Source organism: Telmatocola sphagniphila (assembly GCF_018398935.1).
In the GTDB taxonomy this organism is placed as follows: domain Bacteria; phylum Planctomycetota; class Planctomycetia; order Gemmatales; family Gemmataceae; genus Telmatocola; species Telmatocola sphagniphila.
The window spans coordinates 4,661,785-4,677,199 of record NZ_CP074694.1; the positions used below are offsets into that span (position 1 = coordinate 4,661,785).

12 protein-coding genes are annotated in these 15,415 nt (G+C 56.0%); 8 read left to right on the forward strand and 4 right to left on the reverse strand.

What is annotated here, in order from left to right; genetic code table 11:
- Nucleotides 1-257: 257 nt before the first annotated feature.
- Nucleotides 258-1,487: an outer membrane protein assembly factor BamB family protein gene (locus tag KIH39_RS18720; RefSeq protein ID WP_213494752.1), complete on the forward strand. Its 1,230-nt coding sequence runs from the start codon at nt 258-260 to the stop codon at nt 1,485-1,487.
- Nucleotides 1,488-1,528: 41 nt separating this feature from the next.
- Nucleotides 1,529-2,464, forward strand: a complete 936-nt coding sequence (locus tag KIH39_RS18725; protein WP_213494753.1) for a UDP-glucuronic acid decarboxylase family protein — start codon at nt 1,529-1,531, stop codon at nt 2,462-2,464.
- Here the strand turns inward: KIH39_RS18725 and KIH39_RS18730 are convergent, their stop codons facing one another.
- Entirely contained in the window at nt 2,465-3,586 is a 1,122-nt protein-coding gene (locus tag KIH39_RS18730; protein ID WP_213494754.1) for an ATP-grasp domain-containing protein, read from the reverse strand.
- Complete coding sequence (locus tag KIH39_RS18735) at nt 3,553-5,943, reverse strand: hypothetical protein (RefSeq protein ID WP_213494755.1); 2,391 nt, start codon at nt 5,941-5,943, stop codon at nt 3,553-3,555. The genes KIH39_RS18730 and KIH39_RS18735 overlap by 34 nt, the downstream gene beginning before the upstream one ends.
- 98 nt (nt 5,944-6,041) lie before the next feature.
- Between KIH39_RS18735 and glnE the strand changes: the two genes are divergently transcribed.
- Entirely contained in the window at nt 6,042-9,224 is a 3,183-nt protein-coding gene (gene glnE / locus KIH39_RS18740; protein ID WP_213494756.1) for a bifunctional [glutamate--ammonia ligase]-adenylyl-L-tyrosine phosphorylase/[glutamate--ammonia-ligase] adenylyltransferase, read from the forward strand.
- A 5-nt stretch (nt 9,225-9,229) separates the two neighbouring features.
- Here glnE and KIH39_RS18745 read toward each other — a convergent pair whose 3' ends face one another.
- Nucleotides 9,230-9,901 carry a 3-keto-disaccharide hydrolase gene (locus tag KIH39_RS18745; protein WP_213494757.1) on the reverse strand — a complete coding sequence of 224 codons (672 nt, stop codon included), beginning with the start codon at nt 9,899-9,901 and terminating at the stop codon, nt 9,230-9,232.
- A 53-nt stretch (nt 9,902-9,954) separates the two neighbouring features.
- Here KIH39_RS18745 and KIH39_RS18750 point away from each other — a divergent pair, with 53 nt between their 5' ends.
- Both KIH39_RS18750 and KIH39_RS18755 read left to right on the forward strand, forming a co-directional pair.
- Nucleotides 9,955-11,379, forward strand: coding sequence for an MATE family efflux transporter (locus KIH39_RS18750; RefSeq protein ID WP_213494758.1), 1,425 nt, complete (start codon nt 9,955-9,957; stop codon nt 11,377-11,379).
- Between the two features lie 165 nt (nt 11,380-11,544).
- Nucleotides 11,545-12,162, forward strand: coding sequence for a glycine zipper domain-containing protein (locus KIH39_RS18755; RefSeq protein WP_213494759.1), 618 nt, complete (start codon nt 11,545-11,547; stop codon nt 12,160-12,162).
- A 19-nt stretch (nt 12,163-12,181) separates the two neighbouring features.
- On the opposite strand, the gene coaD is transcribed toward KIH39_RS18755, so the two are convergent.
- The gene (gene coaD / locus KIH39_RS18760) at nt 12,182-12,691 is read right to left on the reverse strand and encodes a pantetheine-phosphate adenylyltransferase (RefSeq protein ID WP_213494760.1); all 510 of its coding nucleotides are present in this window, start codon (nt 12,689-12,691) and stop codon (nt 12,182-12,184) included.
- Between the two features lie 304 nt (nt 12,692-12,995).
- On the opposite strand from coaD, the gene KIH39_RS18765 reads away from it, so the two are divergent.
- Genes KIH39_RS18765 through KIH39_RS18775 form a run of 3 tightly spaced genes read left to right on the forward strand, consistent with a single transcriptional unit; the run spans nt 12,996 to nt 15,326 of the window.
- Complete coding sequence (locus KIH39_RS18765) at nt 12,996-14,360, forward strand: response regulator (protein WP_213494761.1); 1,365 nt, start codon at nt 12,996-12,998, stop codon at nt 14,358-14,360.
- 32 nt (nt 14,361-14,392) lie between these two features.
- Nucleotides 14,393-14,971: a hypothetical protein gene (locus KIH39_RS18770; protein WP_213494762.1), complete on the forward strand. Its 579-nt coding sequence runs from the start codon at nt 14,393-14,395 to the stop codon at nt 14,969-14,971.
- Nucleotides 14,961-15,326, forward strand: coding sequence for a response regulator (locus tag KIH39_RS18775; RefSeq protein ID WP_213494763.1), 366 nt, complete (start codon nt 14,961-14,963; stop codon nt 15,324-15,326). Before KIH39_RS18770 ends, KIH39_RS18775 begins: the two co-directional genes overlap by 11 nt.
- The last annotated feature ends 89 nt before the right edge of the window (nt 15,327-15,415 follow it).

The following is a 15,415-nucleotide window of genomic DNA, read 5'->3' on the forward strand; positions in this document are numbered from 1 at the left end:
CGAGGCTACCGGGGGGGAACCAAAATATACACCTTACCAAATATTTTCCCCGGGTTAAAAACCCGTGGCTCAAATCTGGAAGCCCGGAGGGCTTCCAGATTATAGACCCCGGTTGACTCGCATAGCGAGGCTACCGGGGGGGGAAACAGACACGCAACGCGAGGCCACCGGGGGAAAAAGACATCTTCATCAGACATTCCGCCCACCACACCTAGAATAACCTCTCTTAATCGCTCACACGAACCGGAGATTTTCCCATGCGATCCATACTGCTGTTTTTGGGATTATTCTGTCTCGCTCCGAGCGCTCACGGCGACGATTGGCCGCAGTGGCTAGGCCCGACTCGCGATGGCATCTCTCAGGAAACCATCGCCCCCTGGAAAGAAGTTCCCAAGGTGCTCTGGAAGGCTCCCGTCGGCGATGGGCACTCTTCCCCGGTCGTGGCCCACGGCAAAGTTTTCCTATTTTCGATGGCCCTGCAGGACGGCAAGCAGCACGAACAATTGCAGGTTTTCGACGCCAAAAAAGGCGATCTGCTCGAAACGGCCTCCTATCCCAAGGACAAATACGAATCGATCTTCGGCAACGGACCCCGGGCCACCCCAGCCGTTTTCGATAACACCGTTTACACGTACGGCAATACAGCCGTGCTCTCGGCGTTTTCCGCCGATAAGATTCAACAGCCGCTATTTCAAAACGATCTTTTGAAAGAGTACAAAGCCAAGAATCTGACTTTCGGCATCTCCGCCTCGCCGCTGGTGGTGGAAAATCTCGTGGTGGTACCCGTCGGCGGTGCCGGGCATGGGATGATGGCGTTCGACCGCAAGACCGGCAAAGAAGCCTGGAGCGCTCTCGACGACCCGGCTAGTTATGCCGCGCCGGTTTACAAGCATAATCAAATTATCGCCCTGACCGGGGCCAACGCCGTGGGGTTATCGCTAAAAGGCGAAGTGCTCTGGAAGTATCCTTTCAAAGATTTACTAAACGAAAGCTCCACGACGCCCGTGGTCATCGGCGATAAAGTTGTCGTCAGCTCGGTCACGGCCGGGGCAGTCTGTCTGGAAATCAAGGAAACCGACGGTAAATGGTCGGCCAAGGAACTCTGGAAAAAACCGGAGTTGAGCTGCTACTTCTCAACGCCCATTGTGCTGTCGCCGGAGCACATGCTGATGGTGACGGGCAACGCCATTCCCCCCAAACCGGCCCGGCTGCGCCTGGTCGAAATCGCCACCGGCAAAACCCTCTGGGAGCACGAAAAAATCGGAAAGTATCACGCTTCGCTGATCAAACTCCAGGACGGCAAAGTTCTGGGCGTCGACGATAATGGCTATTTGTTCCTGATCGATCCCACGGTCGAGAAATATACCGAACTCAGTCGTAGCCGTCTCTTCCCGGCCAATGGCAACGCCTGGGCGCATCCCGCTCTGGTCCACGGCAAACTTTACGTCCGTAGCGCTAAAGAACTGTTCTGTTTCGAACTGAAATAGATCTCCGGTTGTCCCTTAACTGTTCACATGAAAGAATCTTGATGCGTACTCTGATTACCGGTGGCGGTGGTTTCATTGGCTCCCACCTTTGCGAACGATTTCTCAAAGAAGGCCACGAAGTTATCTGCGTCGATAATTTCATCACCGGCTCGCTCACGAACCTCGACGAGTTCCGCGACAATCCCCGATTCACGTTCATCGGACACGACATCTCCAATCCGCTGAAAATCAAAGGCGAAATCCACAACGTTTTGCATTTCGCCAGCCCCGCCAGCCCCGTCGATTATCTGAACTATCCGATCCAGACTTTGAAAGTCGGGTCTCTCGGCACGCACGTATCGCTCGGGATTGCCAAAGAGAAAAAAGCCCGCTATCTGGTGGCCAGTACCAGCGAAGTTTACGGCGATCCCGAAGTGCACCCGCAACACGAAAACTACTGGGGCAATGTCAATCCCATCGGCCCGCGCGGCGTCTACGATGAAGCCAAGCGATTCACCGAATCGATGGTGATGGCCTACCATCGCACGCACGGCTTGAACACCCACATCATCCGAATCTTCAACACCTACGGCGAACGCATGCGGCTCGACGATGGCCGGGTGTTGCCGAACTTCATGGGGCAGGCGCTGCGCGGCGAACCGATCACCGTCTACGGCGATGGCTCGCAAACCCGAAGCTTTCAATACGTTTCCGATCTCGTCGAAGGAATCTGGCGGCTACTGGCGACCGATTATCACGAACCGGTGAACCTCGGTAATCCGGATGAAGTGACAATCCTGGAATTCGCCAAGGAAGTGTTGGAACTCTCGGGCAGCAAGAGCGAAATCGTCTACAAACCGTTGCCGCAAGACGATCCCAAAGTTCGTAAGCCCGATATCACTCGGGCCAAGCAATTGCTCGGCTGGGAACCTAAGGTCAAACGCCAGGTCGGGATGAAGCAAACTCTCGATTTCTTCAAGAAAAAGATGGGTAAATAATCATCTGAAGAGACGGTAAGTCTCTTCTGCTCGCTGCTGTAATTTCTTGAGGACCTCGGCGGCATCGGCCCCGGAGGCGAACCTCATGCAAACCGGCCAGCCCGCTTTTTGCGGCTGGCCCGCTCGGGGCAGATCGGCCCACGAAGCATCCAATTCCCGCCCGTGCGGAAAAGGAAAATCCACTCTCGCATACAGGATGGCTTTGCCCTCGACCATTTTCCCATTTGCCAACTCCGCCGAGATTTGCCCCTTTTCAAAACAGGCCAAGTGATCGCGAAGCAACGGGTAGTCCGTAACCCGTTCGTAAAGCTCGACCGCTGCGGTGTAGCGCGGGTTCACTTCCACCAAGTAAGCCTGCTCCTGATGAAGCAGGAAATCGATGCCAAATAAACCCCGCAAACCGCATTCATGAGCAACCGCATCTCCCATCGCTTGTAACTGCCTTTTGAGTTCCTCGTTCACGGGAAGCGGACCGATGTTGCCTGCATACAAAAACCCGCTTGCCCCCAGCCAGGAAGTCCCAATCAGTTGCCGATTCAGGGCCAGTAAACGAGTTTCGCGCGGATGAGCGAGGAATATCGCCGAGTGCGGTTCGCCGGGACAGAATTCCTGAAAGTAGTAATCGGGATGCGCGGCGATTTCCGTTCCGGCCACTTGGTGAATTCCCATTCCGGCTGATTTGCCCTTCGGCTTTTTCAGCCAGTTTCGCTTACCGGGTTGCGCAGTCTCCGCCAGTTCTAGCGCGGGCAAATTGTATTTGCGAAGGATTCGCGACAGAAAAAAGGGGTCGCGCACTATTCGCAGGCTCTCGCCGGCATTACCGTAGAGCGGCCGTTGCAGTGCGAGTCGATCCACGACATCGGGATGATTTTCCAGCCCGCCGGTGTAAATCAAAGGGGCTTTCGGAAAAGAATTCAAAGCATCCAAAAATCCGTTTGGATATTCCTCGAAAGAAAGGACGCGCGTCGTGGCGATCCGCTGAAGATCGGTATCGCCGAACAGATCGATCGCGAAGACTTCCCGACCCACCCGTCGAGCCGATTGAGCCGCCGCTCGCGCGGAAGCTCCGATCACGATCAAAGGGGAACTCAGATCATCCCCCAGAGTCGGCGCAAGCCCCATTCGAAGCCGAGGAGGGAAACGAACAGAATCAACAAAGTAGGCAGGAACCAACTGTTGGCATTGCGATGCCAGTCGGGATACAGCTTGGGTTTAGCGTTGAGCGCCTGCACTGGATTTTTCAACATTTCCTCGAGGAACGACGGCAAACGATCGACCCGCCGTACGGCATCCTGCACCGTGCCATTCGCGGTGTTCTCGATGGCGAGTAGTATGTCGTAACGGGCCGCCGGTTTGATCAATTCGTCGGAAATATCAGGAAAAACGATGTATCGGGCCATCGCATCGCCGGTGACCTCATGGCCTTCCGCATCTTTGCCCTGCCCCCAGGCGACAACGCGATATTCTCCGGGCTGGGTGACCTCGAAGGCACTGACAAATTGTCCCTTCGCATCCCGCTCCGGCGGTTTGGCTTTGTTCTTATCGGGAGTTTCCTGCCCTTGCAGGATCTGGAATTTAATATCCGCCGTGGGAATGTCTTCCCCGCGTTTATCGCGTACGCCGAAGCGGATGGTCTGCTTGGCGCTTTGAGCCAGTCGTCGGAATTCCGGCCGGGCGTAGACAACCCCTTCCACTTCATCTTGATGAGCCAGCCAGAGGACGACCTGCTTCCAGAATCGCAAGGTCAGATCGTAGCCTTCCGGCTTATCCGGCAGGCCGAGCTTACGCCAGGACCGACCGAGGGTATTGACACCAAAGGCCAGCGTTCGCCCTTTGCCGACTTCCATGCCGACCATCAGCGGCGCCTCCTGCCCGTTCTCCCGCCGAGCAACCGCCAAGGGTATATGCCCGGTCTTGGGAATGCCGATCGGTGTGTAGCCTTGGAGTCGGGTATTCGGCTTTCCCGCCGGGTCGTTCAGCCGATTCCAGATTTCCTTGTTCTTTTTCGGGTCGCTGTCGAGCTTCAGCATGAAATTGTTGAGGCCGGTCGGCGTGGGAATAATCTGAATCCGTTCCTCGTCGAACTGCTGAACTTCTCCGAAAGAAACCGGAAGGATATCGGCAATCGGCCGGCCGGTGATATTCCAGCGATCGTCGGCCGGGGTGTCGGGGGAGCCGGCGAACGAATCCTGGCCGCCGAGCATCATCAGCCCTACTCCCTTATCGCGCACCAGTTTTTCGATTTGCGTCATCAATTTGGGATTGATGGCCAGCAGCCGTTTGGGAGAGACGTTACCGAGAATAATGACGTCGTAGGCTTGTTCGGTCAGGTCGAATTTTCGCTGTTCGGATTCAGGTAAGGGATCGTCGGTCTGCCGGAGAACCTCGACGAAATCGAAACGCTTGTCGCCGGCCAGCGCGGTGCGCAAGTAAGCAAAATCCTCGTGCAGACGGTAGATCAAAAGAACGCGAACGCCTTCTTTGGTAACGCTGAAATAACTTTCAATCGTGTTATTCAGCACGGTGGTTTCGCCCGGGAGCGGTTCCAATTCGACCTTCACTCGATACTCGCCCGGCTTATCGGGAGCCTTGGTGAGAATTTCGATTTCATTCCCCAGCTTTTTAGGAAGCTGGACATCGTCGGTTTTCACTAGCTTATCGTCGATGAAGAGTTTAATTTTGGTTCGCGCTCCTTCAAAGCCCAGCGCATCGGCGATCACCTTGATGCGCAGATCGGCTTTGATCGACACCGGGGAGGGATCGGCGGCGATACTCGTCAGGGCGATATCCTTGGATTCCGAACTGGTCGATTCCTGGCCGACGGCGAAAGAATAGATCGGGCAGCCGATGCTGCGATATTTCTGAGCTTCGCTGATGGCCGGTTTAGCGACTCCGTTGTCGGCCCCATCGCTCAGGATAAGTAGCCCCCTGAGGCGGGCTTCCCCTTGATACTTGTCGTACAACTTCGACATCATGGTCCCGAAATCGGTTCGCTTGCCATCGGGTTTAGCCGTGGCCGGATCCCAGACGTCCTTGGCGGGGTCGAAATCTTTATCGAACCGGAAGAGCTGTACGCTCACCTGCTGTTCATTCTTTAACGATTCGAGCAGGGGGGCACTCTTCTCCAGGAATTTCTTCATGAATTCCCAGCGGCTGAGATTATTCGATTCATCCTTGAGGGTCATACTCTCGGAGGAATCGATGGCTACCAGAAGTGTGGAAGGCTGTTTCGGTTTATCGGTGACGGAAATCGAAGGGCGCAGGGTCGTCAGAATCGCAATCAGCAGCGCGAGCAGTCGCAGGGCGATCAGCAGCAGAATCCGTCGGCCACTGGCCTTGGAATTTCCCAGGTAAGTCCAGATAGTCAGTCCGATGAGCGTGCCCGCGGCCAGTCCCAAAAAGACATACCCGAAGCGGTCCCCCTCGGTTAAAGGGCGCCACGCCGGGTTACTACTGAAATCAAGTTGATAGTCGGCCATTCATTCGCTCCCTCTATGATTATCCTGAGAGTGTGCAGAGAATGCAATAAGGCAGCTGTCGGGAAGCCACCGTTTCCGGGAGTTTGCAGGGGAGGAAAATGCCGAGGAATGCCAAATTACCGCTGGAAACCTGGCGCCTGAAGAACGCCAGCCTCGGCAGCACGAACCTGGCCGCGATCGAAGAGGCCTGCCCGATACCGCTGCGCGAAAAGCTGCTGTCGGCGCTCGACCGGCTGATGCCGACGCTGGCCGATCAGGACCGCGCGCTCAATAATCTCGAACGACTGACGGCCACGGGGAAATTTTTCAGCAGCATCGAGAACATCAGCAGCACGCTGGAATCGCTGCTGCCGCTGTTCAGCACTTCGCAATTTCTTAGCGATGTGGTGATCTCCCAGCCGGAAAATCTCGACCTTCTCGAGTTTCCGGCCCGTCTCACCCCCACGGCGGTGGAGTTGACCCGCCTCGTCACCGATCAAGTGCTGCAAGCGGGCGATGATGCGACCGTCCTGAAGATCCTCCGAAAATTCCGCCAGCGGCAGATGGTTCGGATCGGCTTCAACGACATTGTTCGAGAAAGGCCGCTCGAAGAGATCACCGGCGATCTTTCGAATCTGGCCGATGCCTGCATCGAAGCCGCGTTGCAGGTCTCCCTCCGGAACGCCGCGAATAAATATGGAGCGCCGTTGCGTGAGGATGGCCAGCCCTCGCACTGCACCGTGCTGGCTTTCGGGAAACTCGGCGCCCAGGAATTGAACTATTCCAGCGACATCGATCTGATGGTGATTTTCGATGAGGAGGGACAGCCGAAAAATCGCCGAGGGATCAGCAATCAGGAATTTTATTCGCGCATCGTTCCGGAAATCGTGCGCTTGCTCTCGGCCCATACCGATCACGGACAGGCCTATCGCGTCGATCTACGACTTCGACCTGAAGGCAGTAACGGCGCGCTGGCCCGCAGCCTTTCCAGCACGCTTTACTACTACGACACCCTCGGTCGGACCTGGGAACGGCAGGCGCTCATCAAAGTTCGCCCGGTGGCCGGGTACCTGCCCTTGGGAAAAGAGTTTCTTCAGAGCATCACACCCTTCATTTATCGCAAATATCTGAACTTCGCGGAGATCAACGGCATCAAGGCCATGAAGCGGCTGATCGAGAATAAAACCCAGAAAGCCGGCGTGGACGATCGCGAGGTGAAGACCGGCCGGGGGGGGATCCGCGACATCGAGTTCACCATTCAATTTCTCCAGTTGCTCAACGGCTGCGATCTGCAGGATGTTCGGAAACGAGGCACGCTGGAAGCCATGAGTGCCCTGGAAGAGGTCGGCTGCCTGACCGATACCGAATATCGCGGGCTCGACGATGCTTACCGGTTCTTGAGAAAGACCGAGCACCGCTTGCAATTACTTTTCGATTTGCAGACGCATCGGCTCCCATCCAAGGAGGAAGACCTGCGCACGCTCGCACGCCGGATGGGTTACACGGAGCCGGAGAAACCGCGGCCGATCGCCCGCATCGTGGCCGAGGAAAATGTGCTGAGTCCGCAGAAGCATTCGCCGCTCGATGAACCTCCTCCCGGGCTGTCACTCGATACCCGCGCGCTACTCATCGATCCACTCGAACAGTTCCTGCTCGATTATCAGGAAAAAACGCTGCTTAATCGGACGATTCTCGATCACCTGCTGCACCAGAGTTTCGCCGATTCGGACGAGGCCGCGGAACCTGAGACGGATCTGGTGCTCGATCCCGACCCGGACGAAAAAACCATTCATATGATTTTCAGCCGGTATCCCTTTCGGAACATCCCGGCGGCCTATGCCAACTTGATGAAGCTTTCGCGCGAGTCTTCACTGTTTCTATCCACGCGGCGCTGCCGGCACTTTTTAGCGAACATTGCGCCGCGCTTACTGAAGGCGATTTCCGAAACGCCCGACCCCGATCTGGCTCTGGAAAATCTGGAGAAAGTGACGGCCTCTCTCGGGGGCAAAGCGGTTCTCTGGGAGTTGTTCAGCTTCAATCCCCCCAGTCTGAAACTTTACGTCGATCTCTGCTCCAACAGCCCGTTCCTCTCGGAGATCCTGATCAACAATCCGGGGATGATCGACGAACTGCTGGACAGTCTGGTTTTGAATCAGCCGCGCAAAATCGAGGATTTGCGTCAGGAACTGGCCGAGCTGACCCGCGGGGTTGATAAACCCGAAGCGCTCGGCAGCATCCTGCACAGTTTCCAGGATAAAGAGATTCTCCGCGTTGGCGTGCGCGACCTGTTGGGTAAAGATCGCATTTTCGAAACCACGGCGGCCATCAGTGACATTGCCGAAACGCTCCTGGAAACTGTGATTCAACAGCAGATGCCGACCCGCCTCGGCGTGCCGCGACTGCCCGACGGCCGGGCCTGTCGATTCACCTTTCTCGGGGCCGGTAAACTCGGCGGCAAAGAGATGAGCTACCATAGCGATCTCGATTTGCTGCTGATCTACGAAGGCGAAGGCGAGACCGGATCCCCGGTACCCGGAGACCATTATTTTCGGCCGGTCGATAACTTCCTGTACTTCACTGAACTGGCCCAACGCGTCATCAAGGTCATGGGCCAGATGGGTCAGCATGGTAAGCTTTACAGCGTGGATATGCGGTTGCGGCCGACCGGCAAATCGGGTTCACTGGTCTCATCCCTGGAAGCATTCCAGCGCTACTACCAGTCCCCGGCCGCGCAGATCTGGGAACGGCAATCGATGGCGCGGGCCCGGCCGCTGAAAGGAGATACCCAATTCAACGAACAGGTGATGGCGGTGATTCGTGAAGCCATTACGGGTGTGACCTGGAGCACGGTCGTCATCGAGGAAATCCGTTCGATGCGCAAGCGCCTCGAGCATTCCGCCTCGCCGCGCAGTTTAAAGCGAGGACCGGGGGGAATTGCCGATGTGGAATTTGCGATTCAACTTTTGCAGATCAAGTATGGCCGGGGGTTCCCGCATATTTTGCAGCCTAATGCCTGGGCCGCGCTGGATGCATTGCACAACACCGGGCTATTGCCTTCGGCGGAGTATCAAACTCTGAAACTGTCCTATTCGTTCTTGCGGTTAGCCGAGAGCCGGTTGCGCATCGTCACCAACCGGCCACAAAATGAATATCCCGAAGCGAGCGTGGAACAGGATAAACTGGCGCGCCGGCTAGGAATCGCCGGTTTACGCACGGCGGCCGACCTGCGCGATGAGATTCAGAGAGTGACCGGCAACGTTCGCAAATGCTACGAGTCGATGCTGCAACGCGAACAGGCTTAGACGGGTTATTTCTTCTCTTTCCACTTCACATTGCGAAACTCGATCGGCGATCCCTCCGCCTCCAGTCCGAAGTAACCTTTCGCCAACGGACAGTCTTTCCATTCCGAGGTCACGTAGCCGTTGTGCCAGAGGGTGATCGATTTTCCCGCGCAGTGAATTTCGGTGGTATTCCATTCTCCGGGCGGATAGCCCCGCTGCCGGCCGAGAGACTCAGTGCGGAAACGCTTCTTAGATCCATTCACTAAGGTCTCTCCAAATAGGTAGCCGATATTCTGATCGCCGATCTGCACCTGATGCCAGGAGGATCCGTCGGAGCTGTTGCGGACATAAAGTCCGCTGGTGTAGGGCTTCTTCTCGGCTTGTTTGCGGAACTTCCATTCGACGTGCAGCGTGCCGTCGGCCAGTTCGTGCTCCCAAAGCAGCATCTCGTGAAACCCCGCAGCTTCGCACAGCATCGATTCCTTGCCTGGCTTCCAGGGATTTTTTTCCAACAATTTTCCACCTGGCGGAATCGGAACGCGCTTCCAGCCATTCAGGCCTTTTCCTAGTAAATCGCTCCATCCTTCAGGGTTTTTCTTGAATTCCGAGGGGCTGAATGGGGAATCCTGGGGAACTTGTGCGGACAGCGGCGGGCAAAAAATGAAAAAAAATCCGATTATAAGCAAGTTCTTTTGCACGATGCGTTCTCTTCAAGTTCACGGATGAATGCGCACACGAGAATGGCTCCTCGATGAGTATACCTGAAAACATCAACGTCGACTCTTCACGATCTCCCGTGGAGCGCGTTCTACTACTGGCCTGGCCGGTTCTACTGCAGCAGGCATTGATTCTAGCCGCCGGGCTTTACGATCGTTGGGTGGCGGGGAACTACTTGCCGAGCGATGAAAATCTGCACTCCTCCTATCAGGCGGCTTTGAGTACCGTTCAATATCTCGCCTGGAGCATCTCCTGTTTCGCCGTGCTGGTCAGTGTCGGATCAACCGCACTAGTCGCCCGATTCATCGGCGCGGGGGAAGTGGAAGACGCCAATCGCGTGACCAATCAATCGATCATTCTCGCGATATTTTTCGGCATTCTCGCTTCCCTCGTCGGATTATGGAAATTACCCGATTTGATTGCTCTGCTGAAATTGGATCCGCCCTCCGATCGATTAGCGATTGAAATGCTTCAGCCGGTGATCTTGTTTCTAGTATTCCAGATGATCGAACTCTCCGGGATCGCCTGCTTGACGGGGGCCGGGGATACCAAGCCCGGCATGCTGGTGCTGGGCGGTGTGGCGGTTTTCAACATACCGATGGTTTATCTGTTCTTCCATGGTTTTTGGATCCTGCCAGCATTCGGCCACCAGGGAATTACGCTGGGTACCGCCGTCAGCCATTCGATCGGCGGTCTGGTCGTTCTCACCTTTCTCATAAAAGGTCGGGCCGGCCTGTCGCTGCAACGCCGGTTGTTTAAACCGCAGATCATTTTGATCAAGCGGATCCTGCGGGTGAGCATTCCCGCCGCCATCGATTCGCTATCCGTCGCCGCCTGCCAACTCTGGTTCCTATCGCTGGTGAATGTGCTGGGAAAAGAAGCGGCCACCGCTCACGGTAATGCCATCGGCTGGGAGGGTCTGGGCTATCTCTCCGGTCAGGCCTTTGCGACGGCGGCCGCGGCTCTGGTAGGTCAGAACCTGGGGGCTCGCAACCCAAATGAAGCCGCCCGCTGTGGCTGGACCGCTTTTGCCATGGGCAGTATCTGCATGGCGGTCATGGGACTCGTTTTCTACCTCTGCGCCGAGCCGATGCTGCGGCTATTCAACCCCTACCCGCACCAGCAGCCGGTGATCGATGCCGGGGTACCCGTTTTGCGACTGGTGGCCTTCGCCATGCCTGCCCTCGCGGCGATCATCATTTTTACCGGGGCACTACGCGGCGCGGGCGATACCCGCATGCCCATGGTAGCGACCTGGATCGGGTTCCTCCTCATCCGAATGCCCCTGGCTTACCTATTTACGCGCAGCACCATTGATCTGGGAAGCTTGGGAACCATCAAGGGCTGGAACCTCGGATTGATTGGAGCCTGGTGGGCTATGTTCATCGATCTGGCCATTCGCGGGGCGCTATTTTTCTGGCGGTTCAGCTCCGGACGTTGGAAGAAAGTGGTTGTATGAATGTTATCGCTTCGAAAATTTCCCTAACGGTACGAACCACCCAATTTAACGCAAGTTGGGTACTAACAAGATTAAAACCTATTGACGGCAACTCATGACTCGGGCATTGTTGAGACGATGATGTAGGTGATTGGCTGCGCTCAGGGCCAAGGAAGGAAAACTCTAATGAAAATGCGTGACCGTAATTACTGTATCCTTGCGTTATTTGCGGTAGTGGCCATGGGTTCGACGGGTTGTTCGTCCTTGTCCAATACCGGTAATGGAGCATTGATTGGCGGCGGTGCCGGTGCGGGCCTCGGTGCGGCGATTGGTTCCGCGTCGGGCCATACAGGCGCAGGCGCCCTCATCGGTGGTATCACGGGGGCCGCGGCCGGTGGTCTGATCGGAAACGATATGGACCAGAAGGAGAAGAAGACCGAGCAGGCGAAACTGGCCCAGGCTCAGGCCGCTGCTAACGCGAAGCCGCCGCTTACGGTGGAAGATGTTCGCCAGTTAGTGGCCAGTGGAACGCCGGATGATGTGATTATCAATCAGATCCGCACAACCGGCTCTACTTATAAACTGACCGCGGCGGACATCCAGTACCTGACACAGAATGGCGTCAGCAACCGGGTGATCATGGAGATGCAGAATGCCAAGCAGGTTACCGTGGTGACTCAACAGCCGGTCATCGTGCGACAAGCACCGCCGCCTGATGTGGTCTACGTCCAGCAGCCGGTTTATGTAGCTCCCCCACCGCCGCCTCCACCAGCGGCCAGCTTCCGATTTACTTATATTCGCTAGTAGTTGAACTGCGGGCGAGTTAAGAGACACTCAGCCGTTGCCGGGCACGTTCCCGCAACGGCTTTTGTATTTCCTGGGGCAAAAACTTGCTCATATCACCATCCAGGAGAGCAATCTGCCGGAGCAGCGAACCGCTGACGTGCGAGAACTCTTCCTTGGCCATCAGGAAAATGGTTTCAATTCCCGGATCGAGATTCAGATTCATCAGCGACATGGTAAATTCATATTCCATATCGCTGAGGGTGCGCAGGCCGCGCACCATAATGCCAGCCCCCACCTCCCGGACGAACCGAACCGCCAAGCCTTTGAAGGGCCGGACGACCACATTTGGGAATGGCTTGGTGACGAGTTGAAGCAGTTCGACGCGTTCGTCGAGGCTGAAGAAGGGGCTTTTATCCGGATTAACACCCACTCCCACAATTAATTCATCCATGATTTTGCTGGCCCGCTGGATGACATCCAGATGACCGCAGTGGACCGGATCGAAGACGCCGGTGTAGACGGCGCGGCGGGGACTCAGCGTGCTCATGACCAACCTGCCGGGATAAGGAAACGATCATTTTTTGAAGCGGAAATTCTCTCGCCCAAACGTACTTGGATCTATTTTAAGTCGGGCCATGAAATTCACCTAGGGCAGTTCGTGGGGGGCCAATCAGGGGTTGTATTCGGGGCGAATTATTTATTGCGCCAGCGCACAGACAAAAATTGCGATCTATATTGCGCATGGGGAAGAGAAATGTTCCACCGCAAATAAGCCGAGGCTTTCCGCGGTTCGGGGCATTGTCGCGGGCGTTAAAACTTAGCGGCCGACGATCGCCACTGAGGAGCAGGTTGTGTCTCAAGCACGAGCATTGGAATTACTGCGTGAAGGAATTGCCGCCGCACGAGCGGGCGATAAACCACGGACGCGGCAACTGTTGAGCCAGAGCACTGCGCTCGATCCTACTAACGAAATTGCCTGGCTCTGGTACGCCGGGGTGACCGATTCACCTGCGGAAGCTCTTCGCTTTCTGGAAAAAGTTCTGCAAATCAATCCCCGGAACGAGCGGGCACTGACGGGCATTAAGACGGTTCGGCTGCAGGCGGGGATTGCAGCGGCCAAGGCTCAAGATCGCAGCGGGGCTCGCGATCTGCTACGGTTGGTGGTCGCCGAGGAGCCGCGTAACGAAGTGGCTCTCATGTGGCTCGCGGGGGTTACGGATTCGCCCGAAGAGGCCCTGGGCTATCTTCTCCGCGTTCTGGAGATCAATCCAAACAACGAAAGAGCCAAGAGCGGGGTCACTTACTACCAGAACAAGATTCCCAAAGCGCCGCCGGTCACTCCCGCGCCGGAACCGCTCTCACCGCCTCCAATTTCCCTCGAGAAAAGTTCGGCCGTCTGGATCTGTCCGTTCTGCTCCACAGGTGCGGAAGTCAAACTCAATCGCTGCCCCAATTGCCGGGCGATCCAGGTTCCGCATCAGATCAATCTGGAAACCTTTACGCCGGATGTCGATCGCGAGAAGATTCGCACCGCCGTCATGAAACTGACGATGCAGCTGCGGACCAAGCCCGACTACGCTTCCAATTACAATCTCGGTTTGGCCTGTCTGAATCTGGGCCGGATCGATGAATCGATCCATCACTTCACGGCGGCGCTTCGCTTTCAGCCCGATAATGAAGCGCTCGATGTCTTTTTACAGCAGCTCGAACAGAGAAAAACCACCCCGGAGCGGGCTTCGATTCGCGTGCCTGCGAAATCGAACCCGGTCGTGGCCGGAGCGATGCGTCCGCCGACGCCGAAGCCGTTATCCTCGGATTCCGGGTCCAAGCGGATGATCCTGGTTGTCGACGACAGTCCGACGATTCGCAAGCTGGTGGCCATGACCATGATCAAAAACGGTTACCGGGTCGTCGAAGCCAGCGAAGGCAACGAAGCGGTCACTCGCATGCAGGAACAGGGCACTCCCGATCTGGTGCTCCTCGATATCAACATGCCCGGGATGGATGGCTACACGCTTTGCAAGCTGATCCGTCAGAAGCCGGAAACGTCCAAAATTCCGGTGATCATGCTGTCGGGCAAGGATGGTTTTTACAACAAAATTCGTGGGAAAATGGCAGGTTCGACCCTTTATCTGACCAAGCCCTTTCAACCCGATGCTTTGCTGAAAGTCGTGCAGAAGTACTGCCCGGCGGATGGGATGGCCGTCACCGCTTAAAATTCACCGCGAGATAAGTTCAACGGGAAGTTATGAGTTCGATCCTTCGCCCAAGTCCTGTCGCACCGTCCAGTTCGGCTCCCCGAGCGGTCCCCGCCGCTGCGCTTCCCGATTCTGAAAAATTTCTGACGGAGCTGTGCGATTTTTTGACGAAGCTCGATCAGGAGCGCGAAATTCTGCGACAGGTCGAACTTCCGGCCGATGCCGAGCGAGCCGTTCAGACGGTGTACCAGCTGGTGGATAGTATCGTGGAGTTTGCCAACGAGCGGTTTGGCATCAACCATCGGCACGAGAAGTTGCAGGCGACGATTCTGGAATTTTATCAGGACTCGAACGAGCTGTTACCGAGCCTGCGACGCCGACGCTTTCAGCGCTCGTTGACGAGCGGCGAATTCGCTGCCCAGAAGGGGCTGATCGCCCGGGTATTGAACTTGTTTGTAGAAGCGTTGTATCTTCAGTTCGAGTTTTTCACGAGCCAGTTGGCCGATCGGCGGCACGCCCGAATCTGGGTGGAAGCCGCCGCGGTTTTCTGCGTCGACGTGCAGCGAATTTTAAGATCCTACGGTTTAACTGAAACGGAAGTACGAAGGAATTCAGGACATGACGAATAACACCATTCTGATCGTAGACGACTCTCCCACGGAACTCAAGATTGTGACCAATGCTTTGCGCAATCGGGGTTATCGCATAGTCACGGCCATCGATGGCGATGAAGCTCTGCAGAAGGCTTCGCACGAGAAGCCCCGGCTGATGCTCCTGGATGTTGTGCTGCCGAAGAAAAATGGTTTCCAGGTCTGCCGGCAATTGAAGAACTCGGCCGAGACCAAGGACATCAAAATCATTCTTCTGACGAGCAAAAGTCAGGATAGCGACCGCTACTGGGGCATGAAGCAGGGTGCGGATGCTTATGTGACCAAGCCTTTTGAAGAAGCAGAACTGCTTTCCAGTGTCGGTGCCTTCATGTAAGCATTTTCCCGCGCGGAATTTTCCTGCCTCGCCCGAAATGATGTCCTAGATTTCTTCCAGACTCTCAAATATTTTGTGCCGTCCTGTGC